At 40.1% G+C, this 21,508-nt stretch carries 19 protein-coding genes; 2 read left to right on the forward strand and 17 right to left on the reverse strand.

All coding sequences use genetic code 11. From position 1 onward, the window contains the following. Positions 1-149: 149 nt before the first annotated feature. The 6 genes from ELQ35_RS03495 to ELQ35_RS03520 all read right to left on the reverse strand — a co-directional run bounded on the left by ELQ35_RS03495 (position 150) and on the right by ELQ35_RS03520 (position 6,546). The gene (locus ELQ35_RS03495; RefSeq protein WP_126863448.1) at positions 150-560 is read right to left on the reverse strand and encodes a TIGR03826 family flagellar region protein; all 411 of its coding nucleotides are present in this window, start codon (positions 558-560) and stop codon (positions 150-152) included. A gap of 69 nt (positions 561-629) precedes the next feature. Then, positions 630-1,331 carry a ComF family protein gene (locus ELQ35_RS03500; protein WP_126863449.1) on the reverse strand — a complete coding sequence of 234 codons (702 nt, stop codon included), beginning with the start codon at positions 1,329-1,331 and terminating at the stop codon, positions 630-632. Continuing rightward, the gene (locus tag ELQ35_RS03505; protein WP_246025956.1) at positions 1,324-2,454 is read right to left on the reverse strand and encodes an ATP-dependent helicase ComFA; all 1,131 of its coding nucleotides are present in this window, start codon (positions 2,452-2,454) and stop codon (positions 1,324-1,326) included. The genes ELQ35_RS03500 and ELQ35_RS03505 overlap by 8 nt, the downstream gene beginning before the upstream one ends. A gap of 1,091 nt (positions 2,455-3,545) precedes the next feature. Beyond that, a complete protein-coding gene (locus ELQ35_RS03510) occupies positions 3,546-4,391 on the reverse strand; it encodes a DegV family protein (RefSeq protein WP_126863451.1) in 846 nt (281 codons plus the stop codon). 271 nt (positions 4,392-4,662) lie between these two features. Further along, positions 4,663-5,346 carry a response regulator gene (locus ELQ35_RS03515; protein ID WP_126863452.1) on the reverse strand — a complete coding sequence of 228 codons (684 nt, stop codon included), beginning with the start codon at positions 5,344-5,346 and terminating at the stop codon, positions 4,663-4,665. Positions 5,347-5,403: 57 nt separating this feature from the next. Beyond that, on the reverse strand, positions 5,404-6,546 hold the full coding sequence (locus tag ELQ35_RS03520) for a sensor histidine kinase (protein ID WP_126863453.1): 1,143 nt from the start codon (positions 6,544-6,546) through the stop codon (positions 5,404-5,406). Positions 6,547-7,236: 690 nt separating this feature from the next. Between ELQ35_RS03520 and ELQ35_RS03525 the strand changes: the two genes are divergently transcribed. Both ELQ35_RS03525 and ELQ35_RS03530 read left to right on the forward strand, forming a co-directional pair. Then, positions 7,237-7,869 (forward strand): YigZ family protein, encoded by a 633-nt coding sequence (locus tag ELQ35_RS03525; protein ID WP_126863454.1) that lies wholly within the window; start codon positions 7,237-7,239, stop codon positions 7,867-7,869. Positions 7,870-8,182: 313 nt separating this feature from the next. Next, positions 8,183-8,995: an LCP family protein gene (locus ELQ35_RS03530; RefSeq protein WP_246025957.1), complete on the forward strand. Its 813-nt coding sequence runs from the start codon at positions 8,183-8,185 to the stop codon at positions 8,993-8,995. 135 nt (positions 8,996-9,130) lie between these two features. Here the strand turns inward: ELQ35_RS03530 and ELQ35_RS03535 are convergent, their stop codons facing one another. The 11 genes from ELQ35_RS03535 to ELQ35_RS03585 form a co-directional block, all read right to left on the reverse strand. Continuing rightward, positions 9,131-9,814, reverse strand: coding sequence for a hypothetical protein (locus ELQ35_RS03535; RefSeq protein WP_126863456.1), 684 nt, complete (start codon positions 9,812-9,814; stop codon positions 9,131-9,133). Between the two features lies 1 nt (position 9,815). Then, entirely contained in the window at positions 9,816-11,288 is a 1,473-nt protein-coding gene (locus ELQ35_RS03540; RefSeq protein WP_126863457.1) for an O-antigen ligase family protein, read from the reverse strand. Positions 11,289-11,371: 83 nt separating this feature from the next. Next, positions 11,372-12,082 (reverse strand): acyltransferase, encoded by a 711-nt coding sequence (locus tag ELQ35_RS03545; protein ID WP_126863458.1) that lies wholly within the window; start codon positions 12,080-12,082, stop codon positions 11,372-11,374. An 18-nt stretch (positions 12,083-12,100) separates the two neighbouring features. Further along, positions 12,101-13,213: a DegT/DnrJ/EryC1/StrS family aminotransferase gene (locus tag ELQ35_RS03550; RefSeq protein ID WP_126863459.1), complete on the reverse strand. Its 1,113-nt coding sequence runs from the start codon at positions 13,211-13,213 to the stop codon at positions 12,101-12,103. A 29-nt stretch (positions 13,214-13,242) separates the two neighbouring features. Then, a complete protein-coding gene (locus ELQ35_RS03555; protein ID WP_126863460.1) occupies positions 13,243-14,352 on the reverse strand; it encodes a glycosyltransferase family 4 protein in 1,110 nt (369 codons plus the stop codon). A gap of 25 nt (positions 14,353-14,377) precedes the next feature. Beyond that, a complete protein-coding gene (locus tag ELQ35_RS03560) occupies positions 14,378-15,595 on the reverse strand; it encodes a glycosyltransferase family 4 protein (protein WP_126863461.1) in 1,218 nt (405 codons plus the stop codon). An 18-nt stretch (positions 15,596-15,613) separates the two neighbouring features. Continuing rightward, positions 15,614-16,663 carry a non-hydrolyzing UDP-N-acetylglucosamine 2-epimerase gene (gene wecB, locus ELQ35_RS03565; RefSeq protein WP_126863462.1) on the reverse strand — a complete coding sequence of 350 codons (1,050 nt, stop codon included), beginning with the start codon at positions 16,661-16,663 and terminating at the stop codon, positions 15,614-15,616. Between the two features lie 76 nt (positions 16,664-16,739). Next, the gene (locus ELQ35_RS03570; RefSeq protein WP_126863463.1) at positions 16,740-18,074 is read right to left on the reverse strand and encodes a nucleotide sugar dehydrogenase; all 1,335 of its coding nucleotides are present in this window, start codon (positions 18,072-18,074) and stop codon (positions 16,740-16,742) included. A 29-nt stretch (positions 18,075-18,103) separates the two neighbouring features. After that, positions 18,104-19,120 (reverse strand): Gfo/Idh/MocA family protein, encoded by a 1,017-nt coding sequence (locus ELQ35_RS03575; protein WP_126863641.1) that lies wholly within the window; start codon positions 19,118-19,120, stop codon positions 18,104-18,106. 111 nt (positions 19,121-19,231) lie between these two features. Continuing rightward, positions 19,232-20,143, reverse strand: coding sequence for an NAD-dependent epimerase/dehydratase family protein (locus tag ELQ35_RS03580; protein ID WP_126863464.1), 912 nt, complete (start codon positions 20,141-20,143; stop codon positions 19,232-19,234). Between the two features lie 26 nt (positions 20,144-20,169). Continuing rightward, complete coding sequence (locus ELQ35_RS03585) at positions 20,170-21,498, reverse strand: oligosaccharide flippase family protein (RefSeq protein ID WP_126863465.1); 1,329 nt, start codon at positions 21,496-21,498, stop codon at positions 20,170-20,172. Between the last annotated feature and the right edge of the window lie 10 nt (positions 21,499-21,508).

Raw genomic sequence — 21,508 nt, forward strand, 5'->3', positions numbered from 1 at the left:
GGCTAAATTCTTAGACTATACACTAGGTTTTTTGATGAGTCACAACGAAACTATTGTACCTTATATTACCAAACGGTTTTTTGCAAAACAATAATCTGCTGCATTACATCCTTCAATTGTTTTATCTGCCTCACCATTCCCTAAGACAGCTAGCTTTTATGCGTAAAATACGTAGTCCTTTTTTCCTTTATTTCAATTTCGCGGCGGCGTGCTTCTTCCTGTTCATGCAAATTTAACTCAGAACGCAGGCTTGTGCTACAACTATTGCATAATCTGCCTTCGCGGGTAAGGGTTCCGCATTGCTCGCATAGTACTCCAAGGTTTGGGAATTGCGAGGTCCGTAGTTTCCCAGTTTTCACAAATTTAATGATTAAACTCTCATCGACACCGGTTGCCTCGACAACCTGCGATATCATCGCCATCCGGTTTTCCCGTTTCCTGATATATTGGTAAACTGTGTCGAATTTCTTTTCTTCTTCTTTATAACAAGCATCGCACACATCACGGAATTTTGTTTTCGCGAACAGTGCATCGCAATTCGGACAGTTGGTTAATTCCATTTGCTATTCCCCCTCTTATAGTCATTATATCGAACATAGAGCAGAGGAAATGAAGGGTTATTTTGAAAATTAGCGTGCAAGTGTCAAGGAGGTGATTTCTGTTGCACCTGATTGTTTAAGTGCTTTGGCCGCATGTCTCAAGGTGGAACCTGTAGTATAAATGTCATCAATTAAGAGGATCTTTTTTCCGTCAACTAATTTTGTATCTTTCACCTGGAAAACTTGAGCCAGGCTGATCCGCTCTTTTCTTGATTTCTTCGATTGCTTTTCAGTATGGATACGCAATAAGGCATCAAAGGTTTCCAAAGTCGCTGTTGCGGCTATTGCTTCGGCCTGATTGAACCCGCGCTCTTTTAACCGTTCATCGCTAAGAGGGATAGGGATCACTAAATCAAAATGGTCATCCCGCAATTTTTCCTTAACGAATGGAGCGAACACCTCGGCAAGCGCATAATCACCGCGATATTTAAATTTGGCGATTACTTCTTTTAAAAAATCATTATAGTGGAAAATAGAGGTATTCTTCTCCAAATACCCGCTCCATTCTTTGTCATTCTCCCACCTGACACAATCCAAACAAAGCGGACCCTGTCGATATTTATCATGGAGAACCCGCGAACAATACTGACATGCTTCACCGGTAATCAACGAAAGCTTGCCATTGCAATCTTCACAAACCTTCTCATCCTCCGTGCCCGTCCATATGCTTTTCCAGGTAAAAGGAGATTGAATTTCCTCATCGCAAATGATGCAATTTCTCCGCTTAAACATCAAGAAGCCCTCGCTTCCCTGCTTCTTCATTCATATTCTGAATATGCCTGATAGCCTCTACCATGTCGCTGCTCTTTCCATAATGAAAAAAAGTAACATTGCCCGTGGGATCATTTGCGCTCCTGCCCACCCGGCCTGCGATCTGGACAAGAGCACTTTCACTGAAAACTGTATGTTCCGCGCCAATTACCGCCACATCTAGCTTCGAAATTGTGACACCGCGCTCCAAAATCGTTGTTGTCAATAAACCCGGGAGCAGTCCTTCCCTGAGTGAAATCACCTTTTCTTTTCGCTCGGCATCCTGTGAGTGGACGGACTGCAATCCACTGTTTAGGTTTTGAAATAAAGGGAGGGCTAGGTCCATCACTTTAATACTCGGGAAAAATAATAATATCGGGATTTGGAGTTGGGTTCGCTCCTGTATCCAATCTGTAATGACAGGTGGAATGGTTTTTTTCTCGAATTGTTTTTTCCAGTTGCCACACCATTTCATGAGTGGCACCGGAATTGGCTGACGATGAAAGCGTGCGGGAATGGTGACAGCTTGAAGCTTGCCACTTTCATGGGCATGCTGCATTCTTTTAGAAGGAGTTGCGGTTAAATAAATCGTAGCGGAAATAGCCTTTTTTGCTTTTGTAACAGCGAATTGAAGCGACCTATCCATAGAATAAGGAAAGGCGTCTACTTCATCAATGATGATGGTATCGAAAGCGTTTTGGAATCGGAAAAGCTGATGAGTAGTGGTGACTATGAGAGAAGCCACGACATGCCGATCCTCGCTGCCGCCATAAAGGGCACCCACCTCAATTTTCGGAAAGGCTTTTTTCAAGCGCGGAGCAAGCTCGAGAACAACATCTGTACGCGGTGTGGCAATGCAGACTCTTTTTCCTGACAGCAGGGCAGCTTCAATCCCTTTAAACAGCACCTCCGTTTTACCGGCGCCACATACCGCCCAGACAAGCAGCTCTTCATTATCGTGAATAGCGGAAACCACCCTTTCTGAGGCTGTCCTCTGGCCTTCTGACAGAGTGCCTCCCCAGGCCATTACATCTTCAAGAACGTTAAAATCAAAGCCTGGGCCGTTCCAGGAATAAAGCAGGCTGCATTCGCTGACCCTTCCCATCATGATACACGCTCGGCAATAGGCGCATTTTTGCCCGCAGCGGCTGCAGGGAAAACGGTAAAAAAGCGAAGGTTCACTATTACCACATCGTGTACACTCGTATTGACCATCTATCTTTCTAATCCCGGTAGTGGTGGAAATATAGCCGCTTTGGAGATGTTCATCTAATAGTTCTTCTTCAAAGGGAATTTCTTCGGGAAGTAATAAGCGACCATACTGGAACTGCTGGAGTTCGGTAGAAAACGAATAGGAAGGGTTGATCGGTGCAGAAACAGTAGAATCGAAAACAGGTGAATAATTCTGGGGGGAGAAAACATTTTTTAATAGAGACAGGGTAAGAACCTCCTTTGTAAAGTTTTTCAGGATACCACTTTCAAGCTGGGAATTTAAATAATCACTTCCTTTCCTTTTACTAGATATTCTATAAAGAGTATGCCAACTCCTTCACGCATTTCTGAGCTGCTTTTTTAAATTTTTCAGCTAAATTTGGAAATGATCATCCAAACAAGGCTGTAATTCAACGAAACACGTTAAGAATTCAACCGATTACGAAGTGTTTTCAACCAAACCCGATAAGAATTCAATCAATTCATAAAGACCCGGAAGATTTCAACCAAACTTGAGTGTAATTCAACGAAACTCATATATAATTCAACCGATTACGAAGTGTTTTCAACCAAACCCGATAAGGATTCAACCGACTCATAAAGTTCCGGAAGATTTCAACCAAACGGAAGTGTAATTCAACGAAACTCATATATAATTCAACCGATTATGAAGTGAATTCAACCAAACCCGCAATAAATTCAACCAACTCATAAAGATCTGAAAGATTTCAACAAAGTAAAACTTCCATCAGTGGGGTTTTCTTTCCCCCACTGAAGATTAGTTGAACAAATCGGGAATTTCGGCGCACAGGATGTGCTAATGAAGACGTTGCGACAGAACAGGACGTCGCGTATTTAGTCTTCATTCCTCTTAGAGTCCCCCCATTCAGGATTTGAAGTCTCTTCCAAATCTTAAAGTGGAGCCTTACTGTTCATTAATGCGCAATAAAAAACGCTCCACCACAATGGCAGAGCGCTGTAAAACTACTTAACCTTATACCATCCCAACCCCATCGCGCCTTCACCGAGATGGGTGCCGATAACGGGTCCGAAATAGCCGATATCAAATTCTACGTTAGATAAGCCCGCTTGTATTTCATCTCTCCATTGCCTGGCTTCTTCTTCCCGTTTGGCGTGGATGATGACTGCTTTATACTGACCGTCGCCTACAGTTGCTTTAGTGAGCAATTCAACGATGCGTTTCATCGCTTTTTTGCGGGTGCGGATTTTTTCGAATGGGACAATCACTTTATTTTCAAATTGAAGCAGCGGTTTAACCTGGAGAAGGCTTCCGATCAGGGCCTGGGCGCTGCTAAGGCGTCCACCTCTCTGCAAGTTGGAAAGGTCATCTACCATGAAATATGCCTGTATAGTTTTCTTCATTTCATCAAGCCTCGTAATGATTTCCGCAGGCTCTTTTCCGTCCAGTGCCATTTGGGCGGCTTCGATGGCGTAAAAACCTTGGACCATACAGCTAATTTCCGAGTCGAACGCATACACTTCAAGTTCTTCGACCATCTCCCCTGCCGAAATCGCACCCATATATGTGCCGCTTATGCCGCTCGATAAATGGACAGAGATGACTGCATCATACTCCTTTGACAGCTCCTCAAACAATTCAGCAAACTGGCCGATCGACGGTTGCGAAGTGGTCGGCAGCTTGTCCGCTTTTTTTATCTCTTCATAAAAATCATCTGCTGTTAAATCGATTTCTTCCCGGTATGCCTCATTTCCGATGATCACATTGAGAGGAATCATATGTATATGATACTTTTCGCGAACTTCCTTAGGTATATATGCAGTACTATCTATTACGACTGCCGTTTTCATAAAGTAAAACCATCCTTATTTAGAGTATCACCTAGATACACAGTCTATATGAAAATACTCCAATTTGCATTAATTAGTTTATGACAAGCCATTTCATAAAGCAGCTACTCATATTTTTTAAAATACGCTACATTTCAGATATCGGGCATATATCCAAAATTGATTAGCTAATTAATCGATGTATATGCCTTTGCCATATTAATCTCTCCATATTTTTTTTAAAAAAAGAGAGAGTCTCGCAATAAAAATGTGAGGCTCTCTCCTTTTATGATTATTTGACTTCAACCCAGCCATTTTTGATTGCAAGCACGACGGCCTGGGTGCGGTCGTTTACGTTCATTTTTTGCAGGATGTTGCTGACATGGTTTTTCACTGTTTTTTCGCTAATGTATAAGGATTCGCCGATGCCGCGGTTGCTTTTTCCGTCTGCCAGCAGTTGAAGCACTTCACATTCACGGCGTGTCAGTAAGTGCAGCGGCCTTCTGATTTCTGGCGTATGCTGTGCATCGCCGCCCGTCTTTTCATCGGCCGCCAATCTGCGGTATTCCCGGACGAGGTTGTGTGTCACTTTCGGATGCAGGTAGGAGCCTCCGTCAGCGACAACTTTCACAGCTTCAATCAGTGCGTCCGCATCCATTTCTTTTAATAGATAGCCTGAGGCACCGGTTTTTAATGCATGCTGTACATAATTTTCGTCATCATGAATCGACAGGATGATTACTTTCGTTTCCGGATAACGTTCTACCAGCATTTTAGTAGCTTCGACACCGTTAATGTTCGGCATGTTGATGTCCATGATGACGACATCCGGGTTATATTGTTCAACAAGGTCCATTGCCTCGCTTCCATCATCGCCTTCTGCGGCGACTTCAAAAGATGATTCGAACTCCAAAATCCGTTTTACGCCTTCGCGAAAAAGTTGATGGTCATCGATAATGATGATACTTGTTTTCAACGAGTCCGCCCCCTAACTTCTCTAGTATCCCGATTTTTAGTTTTTAGAACTAATCCATTATTCCTTAAATGGTACTTGAATAAACACCAGCGTACCAGCCCCGGGATGGGAATCGATTGTCATTTCTCCATCAAGGAGTTCGACTCTTTCTTTCATCCCCATCAGGCCGAATGATCCTTCCTTTTCCATAGTAGAATCAAAGCCTTTTCCGTTGTCTTTTACCGTGACTGTAATCATTTCCTTCATCATAGTTAATTTGACCTGTATATGCTCCGGATTCGCATGTTTTAGGGCATTTTGCACAGCTTCCTGAACGAGCCGGAACAGTGCAACCTCCATTTCGGAGGGCAGCCTTTTTTCCTCGCCAAGATTCGTGAAGCTGAGATGCACGCCGCTATTATATTCTTCGGTCGTTTGCAGATATTTTTTGAGGGTCGGAATCAGGCCTAAGTCATCTAGTGCCATAGGGCGCAGGTCGTAAATTATTCTGCGCACCTCATATAAGGCATTTCGGACCATTGTTTTCAGGCTGCGAATTTCATCCAGAGCTTTGTTTGCGCCACGCTCGCGGTACACCCGTTCTATCAAATCGGAACGCATCATCACATTTGCCAGCATCTGGGCTGGCCCGTCGTGGATTTCCCTGGAGAGCTTCTTTCTTTCCTCCTCCTGGGCTTCGATGATTTTCAAGCCAAAGTCCTGTTTGCGTCTCGCATCTTCAAGAACCTCGCCCACCTGCCTAAAATCACTTGTCAGGTAATTTAAAACGACTGATATTTGCGAAACAAGATTCTCAGCCCGGTCAATCGTCTGCAGCAGTCCCCTTAATCTTCTTTCCAGATCATCCCGGCGCATCCTCAATTGTTTTTCAGACTGGCGATTCATCTGCAGGTCGATCTGCAGATTGTGAGCTCTTTCATAAGCAACACGGACCTGGGCTTCAGAGAATTGATTGAAATGCATACTCACTTCAGATAATCTCTTTCTGGCAAAGCGCCCTTTTACTTCAAGGGCATCTCCTTCATCAATAATGATGGCAACTTTTATCCTGATCTCTTCCAGTTCTTCTGTTAATTCTTCATAGTCACGGCGGCATTGCTCTTCAATTTCAAAGATTTCATACTTACTTTCGCCAACCGTGCTCACCATCGTTTCTAAAATAGCGTCCAGGGCCTTTGCATCTACTTTTTTAATGGCCATACAGATTCCTCCGTTTTGATCCAACAGGAGTCATGAATATAGTATGTTTTCATAGATTGTTGGTTTGTAAGGAGCACCAAGGGCCGCCAGCTTATGTATGCTATGGATCTGGACAGGACTCCCGTGCTTACAGCTGACTTTACACCAATTTATATATCAGATTGCAGGTAAAAGGTTTTCCCGCGTTATATGCAGCAAATAGTTAGGCAAGAAAAGTTTCTTGACGCCAGGCTGCAAAAACATTGATTTAAATAGTTAATTAGCTAGTATACTACTATCCTAAACAAAACATATCTCTTAAGCAAACGGCGGAAAGCTTCTTCTTCCCGCAAAAACGATACGGATACTTTGAGAAAGGCTTGCCAAACCCTCATAAACCCTGCAATAATGGTCTTTAGCGTATCAACACAGGGAAAAATACAAGCATTTCTTATAAAAAATATTCTTTTAAGCATATGTTACCATTATAAAATAGTTCTAAATACACCAAGAACAGTACCAATTATAGCATGAAGGTGGTTATTTTATATTAAGATTATTTTACAGCACCTTACTGTTTTGTTACGAAAGTTGAGTATACCCGATATTTCATTTATATCTAGGGTGACTTTTCCCTTAAAAGATAGCCGTTAGGCAATTTGTCTACTATTAGAAAGCAGCAATCCTTCGCGGTTGCAGAGGGGGTTCACGATGCTTCCAAGTTATTTGACAGTCAAGGGAGACGGCGGGCATGAAGTCATTATCCAAAAGTCCCGGTTCATCGCTCACGTGGCCCGTACAGAAACAGAAGAAGAAGCGCAGGGCTTTATCGCATCCATTAAAAAGAAACATCGTGATGCTACCCATAATTGCTCAGCTTATATGATCGGTGAACATGACCAGATCCAGAAGGCAAATGATGATGGCGAGCCAAGCGGTACGGCCGGGGTTCCCATTTTGGAGGTCATTAAGAAAAAAGGGCTCAAGGATACAGCAGTCGTCATCACCCGTTATTTCGGCGGTACCAAGCTTGGAGCAGGCGGCCTGATCCGCGCTTATGGAAAAGCTGCCTCAGAAGGAATCAATGCAGCTGGCATCGTCGAACGTAAGCTGATGCGTGTCATGCATACGAAGATAGATTATACCTGGCTCGGGAAGCTTGAAAATGAGCTCCGTTCCTCGGTATATGCCATGAAAGAAATCGAATACCTCGATAACGTAATCATCCAGACATATGCGGCAGAAAGCCAGAAACAGAAGTTCATCGACTGGATGACGGAAATGACAAATGGGCAGGCTGTCATTATCGAGGGAGATATGGTTTATTTGGAAAATGACTACTAGTTTTCTAAGTATATATCATTTACTTCAATATTGATTTCCCTTACAATTATTAAGTTGATTCGATTTTTAATTGTATGGATTTTTTGACATCTTAATTCAACCTATAAAAGTGAGGAATAAACTAATGCCAAAAACTCGGATAATAAGAACGAGGAAAAGGAAGAAAAATAGGGGTTTAAAAGTTTCCTTCCTTACAGTCCTTTTATTATTAATTGGGGGCTGCGGATATTTTGCATACGATGTTATTAATAGCTCGAAAAATATCTCGAATAATATATATCAGGAATACTTTCCGGGACACCGGGATGAAGAAGTGAAAATTTCAAAAGAGCCTTTTTCCATCCTCCTTGCTGGAATCGAAAATCAAGATGGCAGTAAAGGAAGAGCGGATGTTCTTTTACTTATAACTGTAAACCCCAAGACTGAACAAGTTTTTATGATGAGTATACCCAGAGACTCCAGGGTGTACGTTCCAGAAAAGGGTTATAACACGAAAATCAACCATACCTATGGCTATGAAGGCGGAATTGAAAGCACGATCCCGATCGTTGAAGAGATGATGGATGTTCCTGTGGATTATTTTGTAACAACAAACTTTGAAGGCTTTGAGGATATTGTGGACACTTTGGGCGGTGTTAAAGTTGACGTTCCGTTTACTTTTAGAGGCCAGTTAACCGGCTCTCATAGGTATAAAACCTTCAATAAGGGACCAATGGAGTTAAATGGTAACGAGGCTCTTGCTTTCGTTCGAATGAGGAAAAGTGACCCTAAGGGCGATGCAGGAAGAAATGAGAGACAGCAGCAAGTAATTAAAGCCATTATTGATAAAGGAACTTCCTTTGGCTCAATAACGAAAGTTGACGATTTAATGGATGATCTCGGCGAAAATGTCAAAACGAATATTCGACCTTCAAAAGTCGTTAACTTCGTTCGGCTTTACTCAAAGTTAAAAAACACGGAAGTACAAAATATTCAGATTGAAGGAACAAATGAAACAATAAACGGTGCGTCCTATTTTATTCCTGATGAAGAATCGATTCAGCAAAACGGCGATATTATGAAACAGGCATTACGTGGAGAAAAAGTAGACTTAAATAGTGAAAACAGCAGCAGTTCACCTGAATAAGGAATTTTTTAAAATCCGGTTCCAAAGCCTCCTCTCCAGCCGGGGCTCCCGGAGCGAAAGCACCGATGATAATACTTCAACAAAGGATTGAAAAAAGCACTTCTTGTCATGCAAAGACAGGAAGTGCTTTTATTATTATTTCCTGAAAATTTCAGGCACGACCAATATAGTTAGACTTAAAAATAATCCTAACAGGAAACCCAGAAACGCTTTGTTCGCAGGTGAAATTAAGCTTACTGGAGACGATGAAACTTCTTCTAATAAATAGGAGTTCTTTGAATCAGCCCGTTCCTTTCCTATTTCAAGTAATTCTTTTTGAGCAGTAGCATATCCAGGGTGTTCCGGTGGAATTTTGTCTAACTTTTCGAAACTCTCAATTTGCAAATTTTGTTTTTCCTTATATACCGTTGTTCCTTCACTGAGAAAGGCACTTGTTATTTTGTCTAAAGTTTTTTCTAGATCGGCGCTGTTTCTGCCATCTAAAGAAAAGACAATTGTTTTTTTCACCGCACCTTCTGTCACTGTAAGGCTGCTGCTGAGTTGTTCTGGGTTAATATCCAAATCATATTTATTATTTAAGCTTGTTAAATAAGGTTCTGATGGGATCTCATTACTTAAGTAGGCAGGGTCTGTGAATCCTTGTGTATTCTGAAAATTACCTAACTTTATAGTACTGCTCGTTTTATAAGAAGTCGGGGTATTTGCTGAAAGAAAATAGGCAATTCCCGCTGTTAAAATAGGCAATAGGATTAGTAACCATAATATTTTTTTTCCGCGTCTTCTAATGTTGTGTAAATATTGCTTGAATGAGTTATACATTCTATATAGCTCCTTCTGGTTTTTGTTTTAAATCATTTTTATAACGAAAGTTGATATAACCTATTGCAAAAGCCCAAAGAACCCATGAATAATTTAATGTCATAATAGAGCTTGGGCTGATGCTCGCTAGAGAGAAAACAACAATCGTTGTACATAATGCTTCCGATAATGAGCGGTCTTGATTGTTCGTTGATTTAAAAAATAGTTTCAATAAGGTTACAATCATCCATATGTAAGTAATCACATATCCTGCAAAAGCAATAAACCCATATTGAACTAGAATCTCAATCCACCAATTGTGGAGGTTTAAGGTTCCCATTGTAGAATATTTTGCATGAGAATTTATAAAATGTTCGATATTGCCTGCCCCGATACCAAAACCAAAGGTATTCGAAAGAAAAAGCAAGGCATTCTTAATTAAATTTACCCTAATATCGTTTGAATCGGAAGGATTTTGAGAGGGCTGAAATAGGCTAAGTATCGTTTGAAAGACATCATTGAATAGAATTAAGAATCTGTCTGCAAATAAGACCATTCCTACTATACCAACCACAGCAACTGCATACAAGGTGTATTGTTTTTCTTTTTTTGTTGTAAAAAAGAGAAACCAGAATAAAGCACCTATTATTACCGCAAGCAAATTTGCCCTCGACAAAGTCAGGTTAATTAAATATAAGCTTGACAGCAGCATGAAAACTGCAATTAATTTCAGCATCCACCTTTTGCTATAATGCAGGAATGGCAGAAGTAAAAAGACACTCAATGCAAGAAAGCTTGCAAGGTCATTTTCGTTCTTAAATACAGCTGTCGGTCTGCCGCGTATATAAAGGGGCGCATCATACATCCTCGAAACTGGTAAAGCCTGTTTCGTAAAATGGTTCCAAAATCCAAGCACAATGATGAATAATAAAGCTGTAAGCCATATGTATAAGACTATTGTATAATCTTTTCGATGATTGAAAAATGTTGTAAAAAGAAGAATCAGAAATATTCCCAGGCCCAAAAACACCAATTCTTTGATTCCGTCTATTAGTGATTCAGCCCAAAGTAAACTTATAAATCCAAAACACAACCAGCCTAATAAAAAGAGCAGTACAGGCTTTACTGGCTGCCTGTTTATAATGGAATGTTCTTCTTTTTTAAATAACCAATAGTAAAGTGCCGCAAGCATGGCAACCGGCAGTAATATCCTGTAAGGAAAAAGAGAAATTGGACCGACTCTAAAACTTATTATTCCAGGCCCTAAAAAGGAAGAAAAAACAAAAAGGTAAATAATTGGTTTGCCAAGAGAATACCTTTTTATCAATTGTTTAAAGGCAAAAGGGACCAATAGGAGCAATATCCCTGCTGCAAGTAAGCTGATAGATACGATTACAGCATCGAAGTGATATACTACACCCCATCCTAGTGCAATCGATAAAATGAGCGCCACGAACATCTGTTGTATAAATTTCATTGGCAGTACATTTCCCATGATCTTTCTCCTTTTAAAAAATACATAAACATTTTTATATCTTAAAATAGGAGGATGAATTATTCATCCTCCTGTCTTCGTTTTTATTGATTCCTCAGTAATTGTGTCTCAGGGACCTGGCGAAGTACCCTTGCAGGAGTGCCGACTACAAGTTGTTCTTTTTGGACATCTTTTGTTACAATACTGCCAGCACCGACTGCTCCATCTTCTCCAATCGTTTTACCTGGTAAAACTGTTGAGTTAGCGCCGATTCTTCCGCCATCTTTAATGGTAATTCCTTTAAACTTATCGTATCGTTCCTTCGAGCGTGCCATATAATTATCATTCGTGGTTACAACACCCGGTGCAACAAATACTGAATCACCAAGTTTGGAGTAAGCAGTAATATAGCAGTTTGTTTCAAGCTTACACTTTTGCCCAATTTCACAATCGTTTTCAACCGCTACTCCACGCCCTACAATTGTTTTTTCACCGATTGTAACCCGCTCTCTAACAGTAGCTAAATCTGCAATAAACACATCATTTCCAATATCCGCATTCGCATAGACAATGGACGATGTCCCTATGGTACAACCAGATCCAATGTTGGCAGGCGGTAAGGTTTTTACATCGGGAAGAATTGAATTTTTTGCTCTGGCTGGTTGTTTGCCAATCACAACATTGTCCTGAATCATCACATAATCACCTATTACCGTGCCATCATAAATAATGACATTATGTCCAATTGTTACGTTTTCTCCAAAGGTTACATTCTTTCCTATTACAGCGTTATTTCCTTTTACAGAAGGCTCCATGAAAGATAATCTCCCTTCTTATTTGTTATAGAACTCAGCAATTTTCTTCACAACATATTCCTGTTGTTCTTGCTTTAATTCTGGATACATTGGTAAGGAAATCGCTTCCGCACATGCTTTTTCTGTTTCAGGAAGGTCGCCCTCTTTATAGCCTAATTCTTCAAATACTGGCTGTAAGTGTAATGGCTTGGGATAATAAATCATTGTCGCTACTCCATGCTCTTTTAAGAAAGCTTGCAGCTCATCTCTTCTTTGAACTCTTATTGTATATTGATGGAACACATGCTCATTATGCTCCTCAATGAATGGAGTTACTACGTTATCTTTGAGGGCTTCATTCAACAGTTGTGTATAAGTATTTGCTTTCTCCCTGCGCAGCTTGATCCAAGTATCTAAATGAGGAAACTTCACATTAAGAACCGCAGCCTGAAGCTCGTCCAAACGGCTGTTATACCCTAATACATGGTGATGATATTTGGGTTTGCTGCCATGAACACGGATTACGCGCATTTTTTCTGCCAGCTCAGTATCATTTGTCACGATCATACCGCCGTCTCCATACGCTCCAAGGTTTTTGGTTGGGAAGAAACTGTAAGTTGCGGCGGTTCCTAATTCACCAACAGTTTTGCCTTTATATTTAGCACCGATCGCTTGTGCCGCATCTTCAATAACTGCAAGATTGTGTTTTTTGGCAACTGCTGCAATAGCGTCCATATCAGCCATCTGGCCATATAGATGAACTAAAACAATCGCTTTTGTTTTATCCGTTACCGCTTTTTCAATACTGGCGGGGTCAATATTAAACGTCCGTGGATCAATATCGGCGTATACAGGAGTTGCACCCGCCCTTGCGACTGCTCCAGCGGTTGCAAAGAAAGTAAAAGCTGGAACGATTACTTCATCACCAGGTCCCACTCCGGAAGCCTGTAAAGCAATATGTATTGCATCACTGCCGTTGGCAACACCAATGCCATGATTTACGTTACTGTATTTTGCTACATCGCTTTCTAACTTCTTAACATTATCGCCCAGAATAAAATGAGCCTTTGACATAACATCATCTAAAGCTTTTAGCATTTCATCACGTAAGCCTTGATATTGTTCGGTCAAATCTAACATTGCCACTTTCACGATAAAAAACCTCTTTTCAAATGTAATTGTTATAATGATTGATAAAGTTGAATTAATTTTTCACTTTCATTTTCCCAATTATAAATAGATGTAACCGCGTTTCGTCCGTTTTCGCCCATTATTCTGGCTTCTTCTGGATTTGAAAGAATCCATTTTATTGCTTCTGAGATTTCTCCAATGTTTAACGGATCGACACATAACCCGCATTGATTTTGTTCGATAATTTCCTTCCATAGCGGAAAGTTAGAAGCAATAACTGGTAGACCAGCTGACATGTATTCAAACATTTTGATAGGCATAGAAACGGTAAATCTCGGTTCAGGATGCAGTAATACAAGTCCCATGTTTGCTTCTGATAGTATTTTTTTTACCTGCTTTCGGTCTAAGAATCCAAGATAGTCGGTAAACTTAAATCCACTCATCCCACGTACTTCCGCTTCAAGGCTTTTTGGGGCAAATTCACCTGCCAGTGTCAGCTTGCAATCAAAATCCTCGTTTACCTTCTCCACAGATTGTACCATTTCTTTAATTCCACGGAGTATATATATCCCCCCAATATAAATGGAATTATTTTTGGAAGAATCACTCACATGGCTGCTATCAGCTGCCAGTTCATCTAGCAAAGGATAATTATGAAGGGTTACTGTCCGTTGGTTGTATGTTTGAAAACGGTTTGCGATATGGGGTGTCGCGGCTACTATAGCATCAAATTTTCCTGACGCATATTTCTCGTAGCGTTTTATCGCTTTTGAAATCGTTTTCCGCATTGGCTTAGGAATCCATTCCTTAGATAATATTTGTTCTGGTACATCTTCATGGACATCATAAATCACTTTTTTCCCATGTGACTTAAGTTTAAGTCCAATTGGAATCAATTCAGGATCGTGAAAATGGTACACATCCGCATCAACTTCCAATGCTTTTTGATATACCTTTTTGGTTGTATTCCGCATCCTGTCCAGTTGTCCGTTTATGTCGGAGATTACGTTTAGGATCTTGATATCATTTCGGACAGTTTCTTCAGTGTTTGGGACTACATAGTATACATCATGGCCTGCTTTACTCAGAGATTGGCTTTCTTTAATAAATATCCTTGTGTCATTTGCTGAATGTACAGAGGTAATATGACAAATTTTCATTTTTTCACTGCCTCTTTAAGAAAAGTTAATGATTAATATTTTTTAATAGATCATCCACGATAAGTTTCCAAGAGTATTCTCTTTCAACCCACTCACGTCCGGCAGAAGAGAGCTCATGATATTCATTTTCATTCATCGAAACACACTTTTTAAATGCTTCAGCTATGGAATCGGGATCTTCGGGTTTGGCAAGTACACCACAATGATTATTCTCGATAAGCTCTGCACTTTCACCTTCTCCACAATACACCACAGGAACACCGCTTGAAAGAGCAGGGAAGATCTTAGAAGGACGAGCCCCTTTAAATAATTCAATGTTTTTTAACGAAACAACGGAGAAATTAGTAAAGGAAAAGACAGTTGGCATTTCAGAAACAGGAACTGCATCATGAAAAACAAGGTTTTTGAGATTCAACTTTTCTTTCAATGCAATTAAATTTTCTTTTTCTGGTCCCTCACCAATTATTAAAAACTTCGCTTTAATATCTTCCATCTCGAGGATTTTCGCGGCCTTCAGTACAGAGTCTAGTCCCTGGGCATAACCAATCCTGCCTGCAAATGTGAAAACCATATGGTCTTGAAAACCTAATCGATCGATCCATCTTTGATCAGGTGCCTTGGGGGCAAAGGTTTCTGTGTTTACCCCATTAGGAAGCAGAAATACATCCTCTTGCTTTTTTCCTTGTTTAACCATATATTGCCCGATCCCATCGGTTGCACCAGCAATTTTCCAAGAACGTTTATAAAGCCATTGCTCAAGAATTTCAGCCATTTTTATGAAACGTTTATTAGTGACAATACCCAGTTCAACTGCAGATTCAGGCCAGACATCAGCAACATTAAAAACAAATTTGGCTTTCTTCATTTTTGACGCGAAATAACCTGTTATCCCCAGAAATAACGGTGGTGAGATACAAATAATAACATCGGTTTTTTTGGCCTTCAATACTGAATAAAAGGCACTGAAAGTGAAGGAAAAGTAAGAAAATAGCCTTTTCCAAAAGCTCCCTTTTGGACTTGGGTAAATCCACGATCTATGAACAGGGATTCCTTCATAGTATTCAAATTGATAGAATTTCCCCCGGTACACATCTGGGATAATCCCATTCGGGTGGTGGGGAAACGCTGTAAGCACTTCTACCTGGTACCCTCTATTAATCAGTTCTTTACTGACCTCATACAGTCTAATTTGCGGAGCACCCGTTTCAGGCGGGAAGTTCTCGCTTAAAAATGTAATTCTCATCTTATATCAACCCCATTATTAAAAATGCTCCAGTATTTTTTTGGAAGCAAAACCGTTGCCAAAATAGTCCTTATAAGACGGGGTTACATTTTTTTGCACAGCATCCATAATATTAAAAACATCTGTGCCAACTAAGATATTGGCGTTATCTTCAAGTGTTTCTATCCATTCGGTCTGTTCACGCAGGGTTATACAAGGTATTTGCAGGAAGTATGCTTCTTTTTGCATACCGCCAGAATCGGTTAATATCTTTTTGGCGTTGCCTTCTAAAGCTAAAATATCTAAATAACCGACAGGGTCTATTACCTGAAGTCCAGGTATTGATGCTAAATCAATGCCCATGTTGCTCAGAATTTGCTTTGTCCGCGGGTGAATAGGCCACACTTTTTTCCCTTCAATCTGAGAAAATGCACTCAATATATTTTTAATATTAGTTTCATTATCAGTATTTTCCGCGCGGTGGATCGTAATCAAATAATAAGAATCCTTTTCCAGCCCAAACTTGTTTAAGATATCAGACTTCTCTTCAGACAATGCCCTATTGTAGCTGACAGCGTCAAACATAACATCCCCTACGTTTATAACCTTTTCGTGAATGTTTTCATTATGAAGATTCTTCACGGCCGTGTCAGTTGGACAGAATAAATACTCAGAGATATGGTCTGTCATAATCCGATTTACTTCTTCAGGCATCTTTTTGTTAAAGCTTCTCAAACCTGCCTCTACGTGAATAACAGGGATATGAAGTTTTGCGGCAGCGAGCGCTCCTGCTAGTGTGGAATTCGTATCACCGTATACCATCAGGTAATCCGGTTTTTCGTCCACAATTATTTGCTCAATGCCATCGAGCATGGATGCAGTCTGCTTACCGTGAGAGGAAGATCCAACATTTAAATGATAATTCGGCTTTGGGATATTCAATTCTTCAAAAAAGATATCACTCATATTTTTGTCATAGTGTTGGCCTGTATGAACATAGATTTCTTTATGTAAGCTTCTTAATTCTCTTGAAACAGGAGCTGCTTTGATAAATTGTGGCCTAGCGCCGATTACGGTTAAAAATTTCATAACATCACCTTAACCTGTATAAGAATAAGCAGCATAGAAGAGTGTCTCCTATGCTACTCGATGACCCACTATTGTTTTACAGTTTTACGTATTTTTCTGGTTTTGTGTAGTTCTTCATGGCATTTCTCGTATCGAAGACCACTTTATTGCCCCTGCTAATTAATTCGTAATCAAATTCGCTATGATCTGTCGTGATTAAGATTAAGTCTGCTTCATTAAGAACTTCTTTAGTAAGGGCGGAAGTTTCCAATACTTTCCCATCCACTTTAAATGATTTAACATGCGGATCGCAGATTGTAAGATTGGCTCCTTCTTTAATAAGCATTTCAATAATCGGAAGTGCAGGAGATTCCCTTACATCATCAATATCCTTTTTGTATGCTACACCCAATACCGCAATTTTGGAACCGCGCAATGCAATACCTTCGCTATTTAAGCTGTACATTGCTTTATTAACCACGAATTCAGGCATTCCATTGTTAATTTCTCCTGCAAGCTCAATTAAGCGTGTGTGGTAGTTATATTCTCGGGCTTTCCAAGTTAAATAGAACGGATCGATAGGGATACAGTGTCCGCCCAGTCCAGGACCGGGATAAAACGGCATAAATCCGTAAGGTTTTGTTGCCGCTGCATCAATTACCTCCCATACATCAAGCCCCATTCTGTTACATAGAATAGCCATTTCATTTGCTAATGCAATATTGATATGGCGGAATGTGTTTTCAAGAATCTTTTCCATTTCTGCTACAGCCGGGCTAGACACCTGGTGTACATCGCCTTCGAGGACGTTCTTATAAAGAACGGCTGCGATATCTGTACAAGCAGGGGTAATTCCGCCAACTACTTTCGGTGTATTTTTTGTATTATACTGCTTATTGCCCGGATCAACCCGCTCAGGTGAATAAGCAAGGAAGAAATCAGTTCCCGCTTTTAAGCCGGTGCTTTCCAGGATTGGTTTTAATACTTCTTCTGTTGTTCCAGGATATGTTGTACTTTCTAATACAACAAGCATTCCTTTATGAAGATGTTTTGCAATCTCTCTTCCTGAGCTTTCTACATAAGAAGTATCCGGTTGTTGATACTTATCAAGCGGTGTTGGTACACAAATAGTTACCGCATCAACATCTTTAATTAATAAATAATCCGTAGTCGCAATCAATTGGCCTGACTCAGTGATTTCAGCCAACTCCGCATCAACAACATCACCAATATAGTTAATCCCTTCATTCACTTGGTCTACACGGCTTTGCTGAACATCGAAGCCAATTACTTTATAACCAGCTTTAGCCTTTTCTACAGCTAGCGGGAGACCAACATACCCAAGACCTACAACTCCAATGGTCGCTTGTCTGCTTTCAATTTTATTTAATAGTTCTTTTGCTGTTTGATTAAGTTCACTATTTATAGTCATCAGGTTATCCTCTTTTCTCCTATTCTTTCTTAACCTATTATTATAGGTTGCCGGGATGCTGCAGATTCATACAGAGATATGACGAGCTGCAGGGCCCTTTTACCATCTTCACCTGTTACAACCGGTTCTCTTTCTTCTTTAATGGCCAAGACCATATCTTCCATAATGGCTTGATGACCTGGTTTCCCAAACGGATCATCCTTAATTTCAGCTTTTAATGCCTCCACATCTTCTTCTGTAAAACCTTCCATAACAAGATGCTCTATAAAGTTTGCATTTTGTCCGCCGATCTTAATTGTGCCTTGTTCCCCAAAGATGCTTATAGACTCTTCAAAGTTTTTGGGATAAATGGTTACAGCCGCTTCCACGACACCTAACGCACCATTTTTAAAGCGAACGACTCCTGCGGATACGTCTTCCGCTTCAATATCCCGAAGGCGTGTTGCATCCATACTAAAGACTTCCTCAACATCACCCATTAACCAAACTAACAGGTCTAGGTTGTGGATAGCCTGGTTCATGAGGACACCGCCATCTAATGATTTTGTTCCTCTCCATGGAGCCTGTTCATAATAAGCCTGGTTTCTGTTCCAACGGACTGTCGCATTAGCATGGCTTAACTTGCCGAACCGTCCTTCTGTCATTAAATTCTTCAATTTAATAAGCGCAGGACGGAATCGATTAGGATGAACCACAGCCAATTTTACATCATTTTCGTTGCACGCGTTAATAATTCTATCTGTATCTTCAATTGTTAGTGCAATTGGCTTCTCAACAACGATATGCTTTTTAGCTTCAGCTGCCTGTACAGCTATATTTGCATGATAACCGCTTGGAGTGCAAATGTTGATCACATCTACCTCCGGATCTGCGAGCAGCTCGTCGAGGCTTGTATATCCCTTAATATTAAATTCTTCTATAAAAGGCTTCATTTTTTCTTCAATCGTATCACCTACCGCGATTAATGAGGCACCTTCACTATTCATAATTGCTTCTGCATGTTTTTTGGCAATGTGACCACATCCTACGATTGCAAAACGAATCATGTCTTTCACCTTTGCTTTCATGTTTTTTCTCTTAATTACAGGATTATCTTACACGAAACTTATTATAAGTTAATAATGTAAATATTGCATTCCCGTTAACATTCAATGGTTCTACTTCTCAATAAAGGCATCATATGTTTTTTTCAGCCCTTCTTCAAAGGAGTACCCAGGTCTCCAAGAAAGAGCTTTTGTAATTTGGCTATTGTCGAGACAACTGCGGTAGATGTCTCCTTTCCGCGGCTCGGTATACTGTTTAGAAATAGAGTCATTCGATAATTTTGTTAACACATCGACTAATTCATTTACTGATATTTCGGTATTCGTACTGACATTATATACGCCGCCAGAATGATTTAATGCTGCCAAATGGGCAGAAGCGATGTCCTCAACATAGATAAAGTCTCTTGTTTGTCCACCGTCACCATAGATCTGAAGCCTTTCGTTTTTGATTAGTTTATCTATGAAAATTTTAATGACTCCTCCTTCGCCATCATTAGACTGCTTGGGGCCGAACACATTGGCATAACGGAGGATTGTTGCTTCGATCCCATATTGCTTGCATAACAGTTGTACATATTGTTCCCCGGTCATTTTAGATAATCCATATGGCGAAGTCGGTGCTAAAACTTCCGTCTCCCTCAATGGGCAAGAAGGGTTTTCTCCATAAACGGCTGCAGAAGATGCAAATATAAACTTTTTAACATATAGACGATTGGCCAGCTGCAGCATTTTTACGGTTCCCTCAATATTTTCACTCACATCATAGACTGGGTCATCTACCGAAACCGGTACACTGGTTTGAGCAGCAAGGTGGATAATCGAATCAATTTGATAGTCTTTCAACTCCTCGTATAACCCTTCATCCCTGATATCTTTCTCAACCAGAATATCATCGTTTTTAATATTGTTTTTATCTCCGGTTACATAGTTATCGACAAGAATCACTTTATACCCATGCTCTTTTAATACATTTTTTGTAAACGTACCTATGAATCCGGCTCCCCCGGTAATCAAAATAGACATCGCTTGACACCTCAACTACATTTTATTTAAGCAGGTTTTCTTTTCATCTTTTTCGCTAAGTCCAATATCATTTTAATATCTGAGCCTTTAATAAGCAAAAATTCTTTAATTGGCTGCTTTGTAACATTCTTGTAGATAATGACTTTAATAATAAAACTGACAATATAAGTAAGAGAAGAAGCAACAGCCGCTCCTTGTACACCAAATTCAGGTATTAACAGTAAGTTAAGCACAACGTTTAATCCTACATTGACGAATGACACATACATATTTAGGTCTGGCCGCCCTCTGCCAGCTAAATCATTGGATAAAATTTTTTCTACTGCCAGAACGGTAAGTCCGGGCAAAAGCAATTGTAATATAAGGGAACTGGCACTATACTCTTCTCTAAATACAGAAAAAATCAAGTCTGAAAAAAAGTATATGGCAATACCCACACACAAAATAAACAACATCATTAACCGGCAGACTAGCGCTGTTAATTTATTACGGTCTTCTTCAAGGTTGGATGAAGCAATTCTCGGCAGCAAGACTTGCGAGAACGACTGTGAAAATATCGATATTTTTTCTCCGAGGTTAACCGCTACTGTATAAATCCCTACAGAAGCATCTGAAAGAAACATTCCTATTAACAATACCCCTAACCGATAATTTAAGAACGTCATGATATTACTTATATGTGCTTTAAGTCCGTATGAGATTGCCATCTTAAGGTATTTCCACGAAAAATAGCGCAATGAGAAATCCATTTTGTACACTCTAAACAGCATGATAATACTGTAGAGAACAGATAAAAAATAACCCAAAATAAATGAGAGTATGGCACCCTCCAACTCTAAGTTAAAGATAAATAGGAGTATAACCAGGGAAAACAGAGTACCAAATTGCTGTACAACAAGAACAGAATTAAACAATTTAAAATTTTGGATCCCCTGGAAGATTGTTTGTAAAAAAATCATTAGAAACATGAAAGGTAAAGCAAAAAGGCTTAGATAAAGCAAACTGGAATCTATGGCTGAAAATTCACTGTCTCCCATAATGAGTACAGCGAGGATTCCTATTCCCACACTAATAAGGGCAAGAAAGACCGCTGATAGTATACTGGTAACGAAAGCCTCTTTAAGTTCTAGTTCCTTTTTACTAACAAAATATATGGTAGATGTATTTAAACCCAGGTTTAGAAATGTCATAAGCATAAGCGGCAGGTAAGTGATTAATGTATATTTCCCCTGCCCGCATGGCCCAAGCGCATTCGCTATAATAAGGAGCAAAAGTATCCCTATCACAATACTTACAACCTGTCTGGTTAAGGTAATAATGCTGTTAGATAAGAAAGTATTTTTCTTTTCACTCATTCAGGAAAAC

This window comes from Peribacillus cavernae (assembly GCF_003989135.1).
In the GTDB taxonomy this organism is placed as follows: Bacteria; Bacillota; Bacilli; order Bacillales; family DSM-1321; genus Peribacillus; species Peribacillus cavernae.

Excerpts from the sequence above, each read along its gene's own strand:
- ELQ35_RS03495 (WP_126863448.1), bottom strand. The coding sequence starts at position 560 with ATGGAATTAACCAACTGTCCGAATTGCGATGCACTGTTCGCGAAAACA.
- ELQ35_RS03500 (WP_126863449.1), bottom strand. The coding sequence starts at position 1,331 with ATGTTTAAGCGGAGAAATTGCATCATTTGCGATGAGGAAATTCAATCT.
- ELQ35_RS03505 (WP_246025956.1), bottom strand. The coding sequence starts at position 2,454 with ATGGGAAGGGTCAGCGAATGCAGCCTGCTTTATTCCTGGAACGGCCCA.
- ELQ35_RS03510 (WP_126863451.1), bottom strand. The coding sequence starts at position 4,391 with ATGAAAACGGCAGTCGTAATAGATAGTACTGCATATATACCTAAGGAA.
- ELQ35_RS03520 (WP_126863453.1), bottom strand. The coding sequence starts at position 6,546 with ATGGCCATTAAAAAAGTAGATGCAAAGGCCCTGGACGCTATTTTAGAA.
- ELQ35_RS03525 (WP_126863454.1), top strand. The coding sequence starts at position 7,237 with ATGCTTCCAAGTTATTTGACAGTCAAGGGAGACGGCGGGCATGAAGTC.
- ELQ35_RS03535 (WP_126863456.1), bottom strand. The coding sequence starts at position 9,814 with ATGTATAACTCATTCAAGCAATATTTACACAACATTAGAAGACGCGGA.
- ELQ35_RS03540 (WP_126863457.1), bottom strand. The coding sequence starts at position 11,288 with ATGGGAAATGTACTGCCAATGAAATTTATACAACAGATGTTCGTGGCG.
- ELQ35_RS03545 (WP_126863458.1), bottom strand. The coding sequence starts at position 12,082 with ATGGAGCCTTCTGTAAAAGGAAATAACGCTGTAATAGGAAAGAATGTA.
- ELQ35_RS03555 (WP_126863460.1), bottom strand. The coding sequence starts at position 14,352 with ATGAAAATTTGTCATATTACCTCTGTACATTCAGCAAATGACACAAGG.
- ELQ35_RS03560 (WP_126863461.1), bottom strand. The coding sequence starts at position 15,595 with ATGAGAATTACATTTTTAAGCGAGAACTTCCCGCCTGAAACGGGTGCT.
- wecB (WP_126863462.1), bottom strand. The coding sequence starts at position 16,663 with ATGAAATTTTTAACCGTAATCGGCGCTAGGCCACAATTTATCAAAGCA.
- ELQ35_RS03570 (WP_126863463.1), bottom strand. The coding sequence starts at position 18,074 with ATGACTATAAATAGTGAACTTAATCAAACAGCAAAAGAACTATTAAAT.
- ELQ35_RS03575 (WP_126863641.1), bottom strand. The coding sequence starts at position 19,120 with ATGATTCGTTTTGCAATCGTAGGATGTGGTCACATTGCCAAAAAACAT.
- ELQ35_RS03580 (WP_126863464.1), bottom strand. The coding sequence starts at position 20,143 with ATGTCTATTTTGATTACCGGGGGAGCCGGATTCATAGGTACGTTTACA.
- ELQ35_RS03585 (WP_126863465.1), bottom strand. The coding sequence starts at position 21,498 with ATGAGTGAAAAGAAAAATACTTTCTTATCTAACAGCATTATTACCTTA.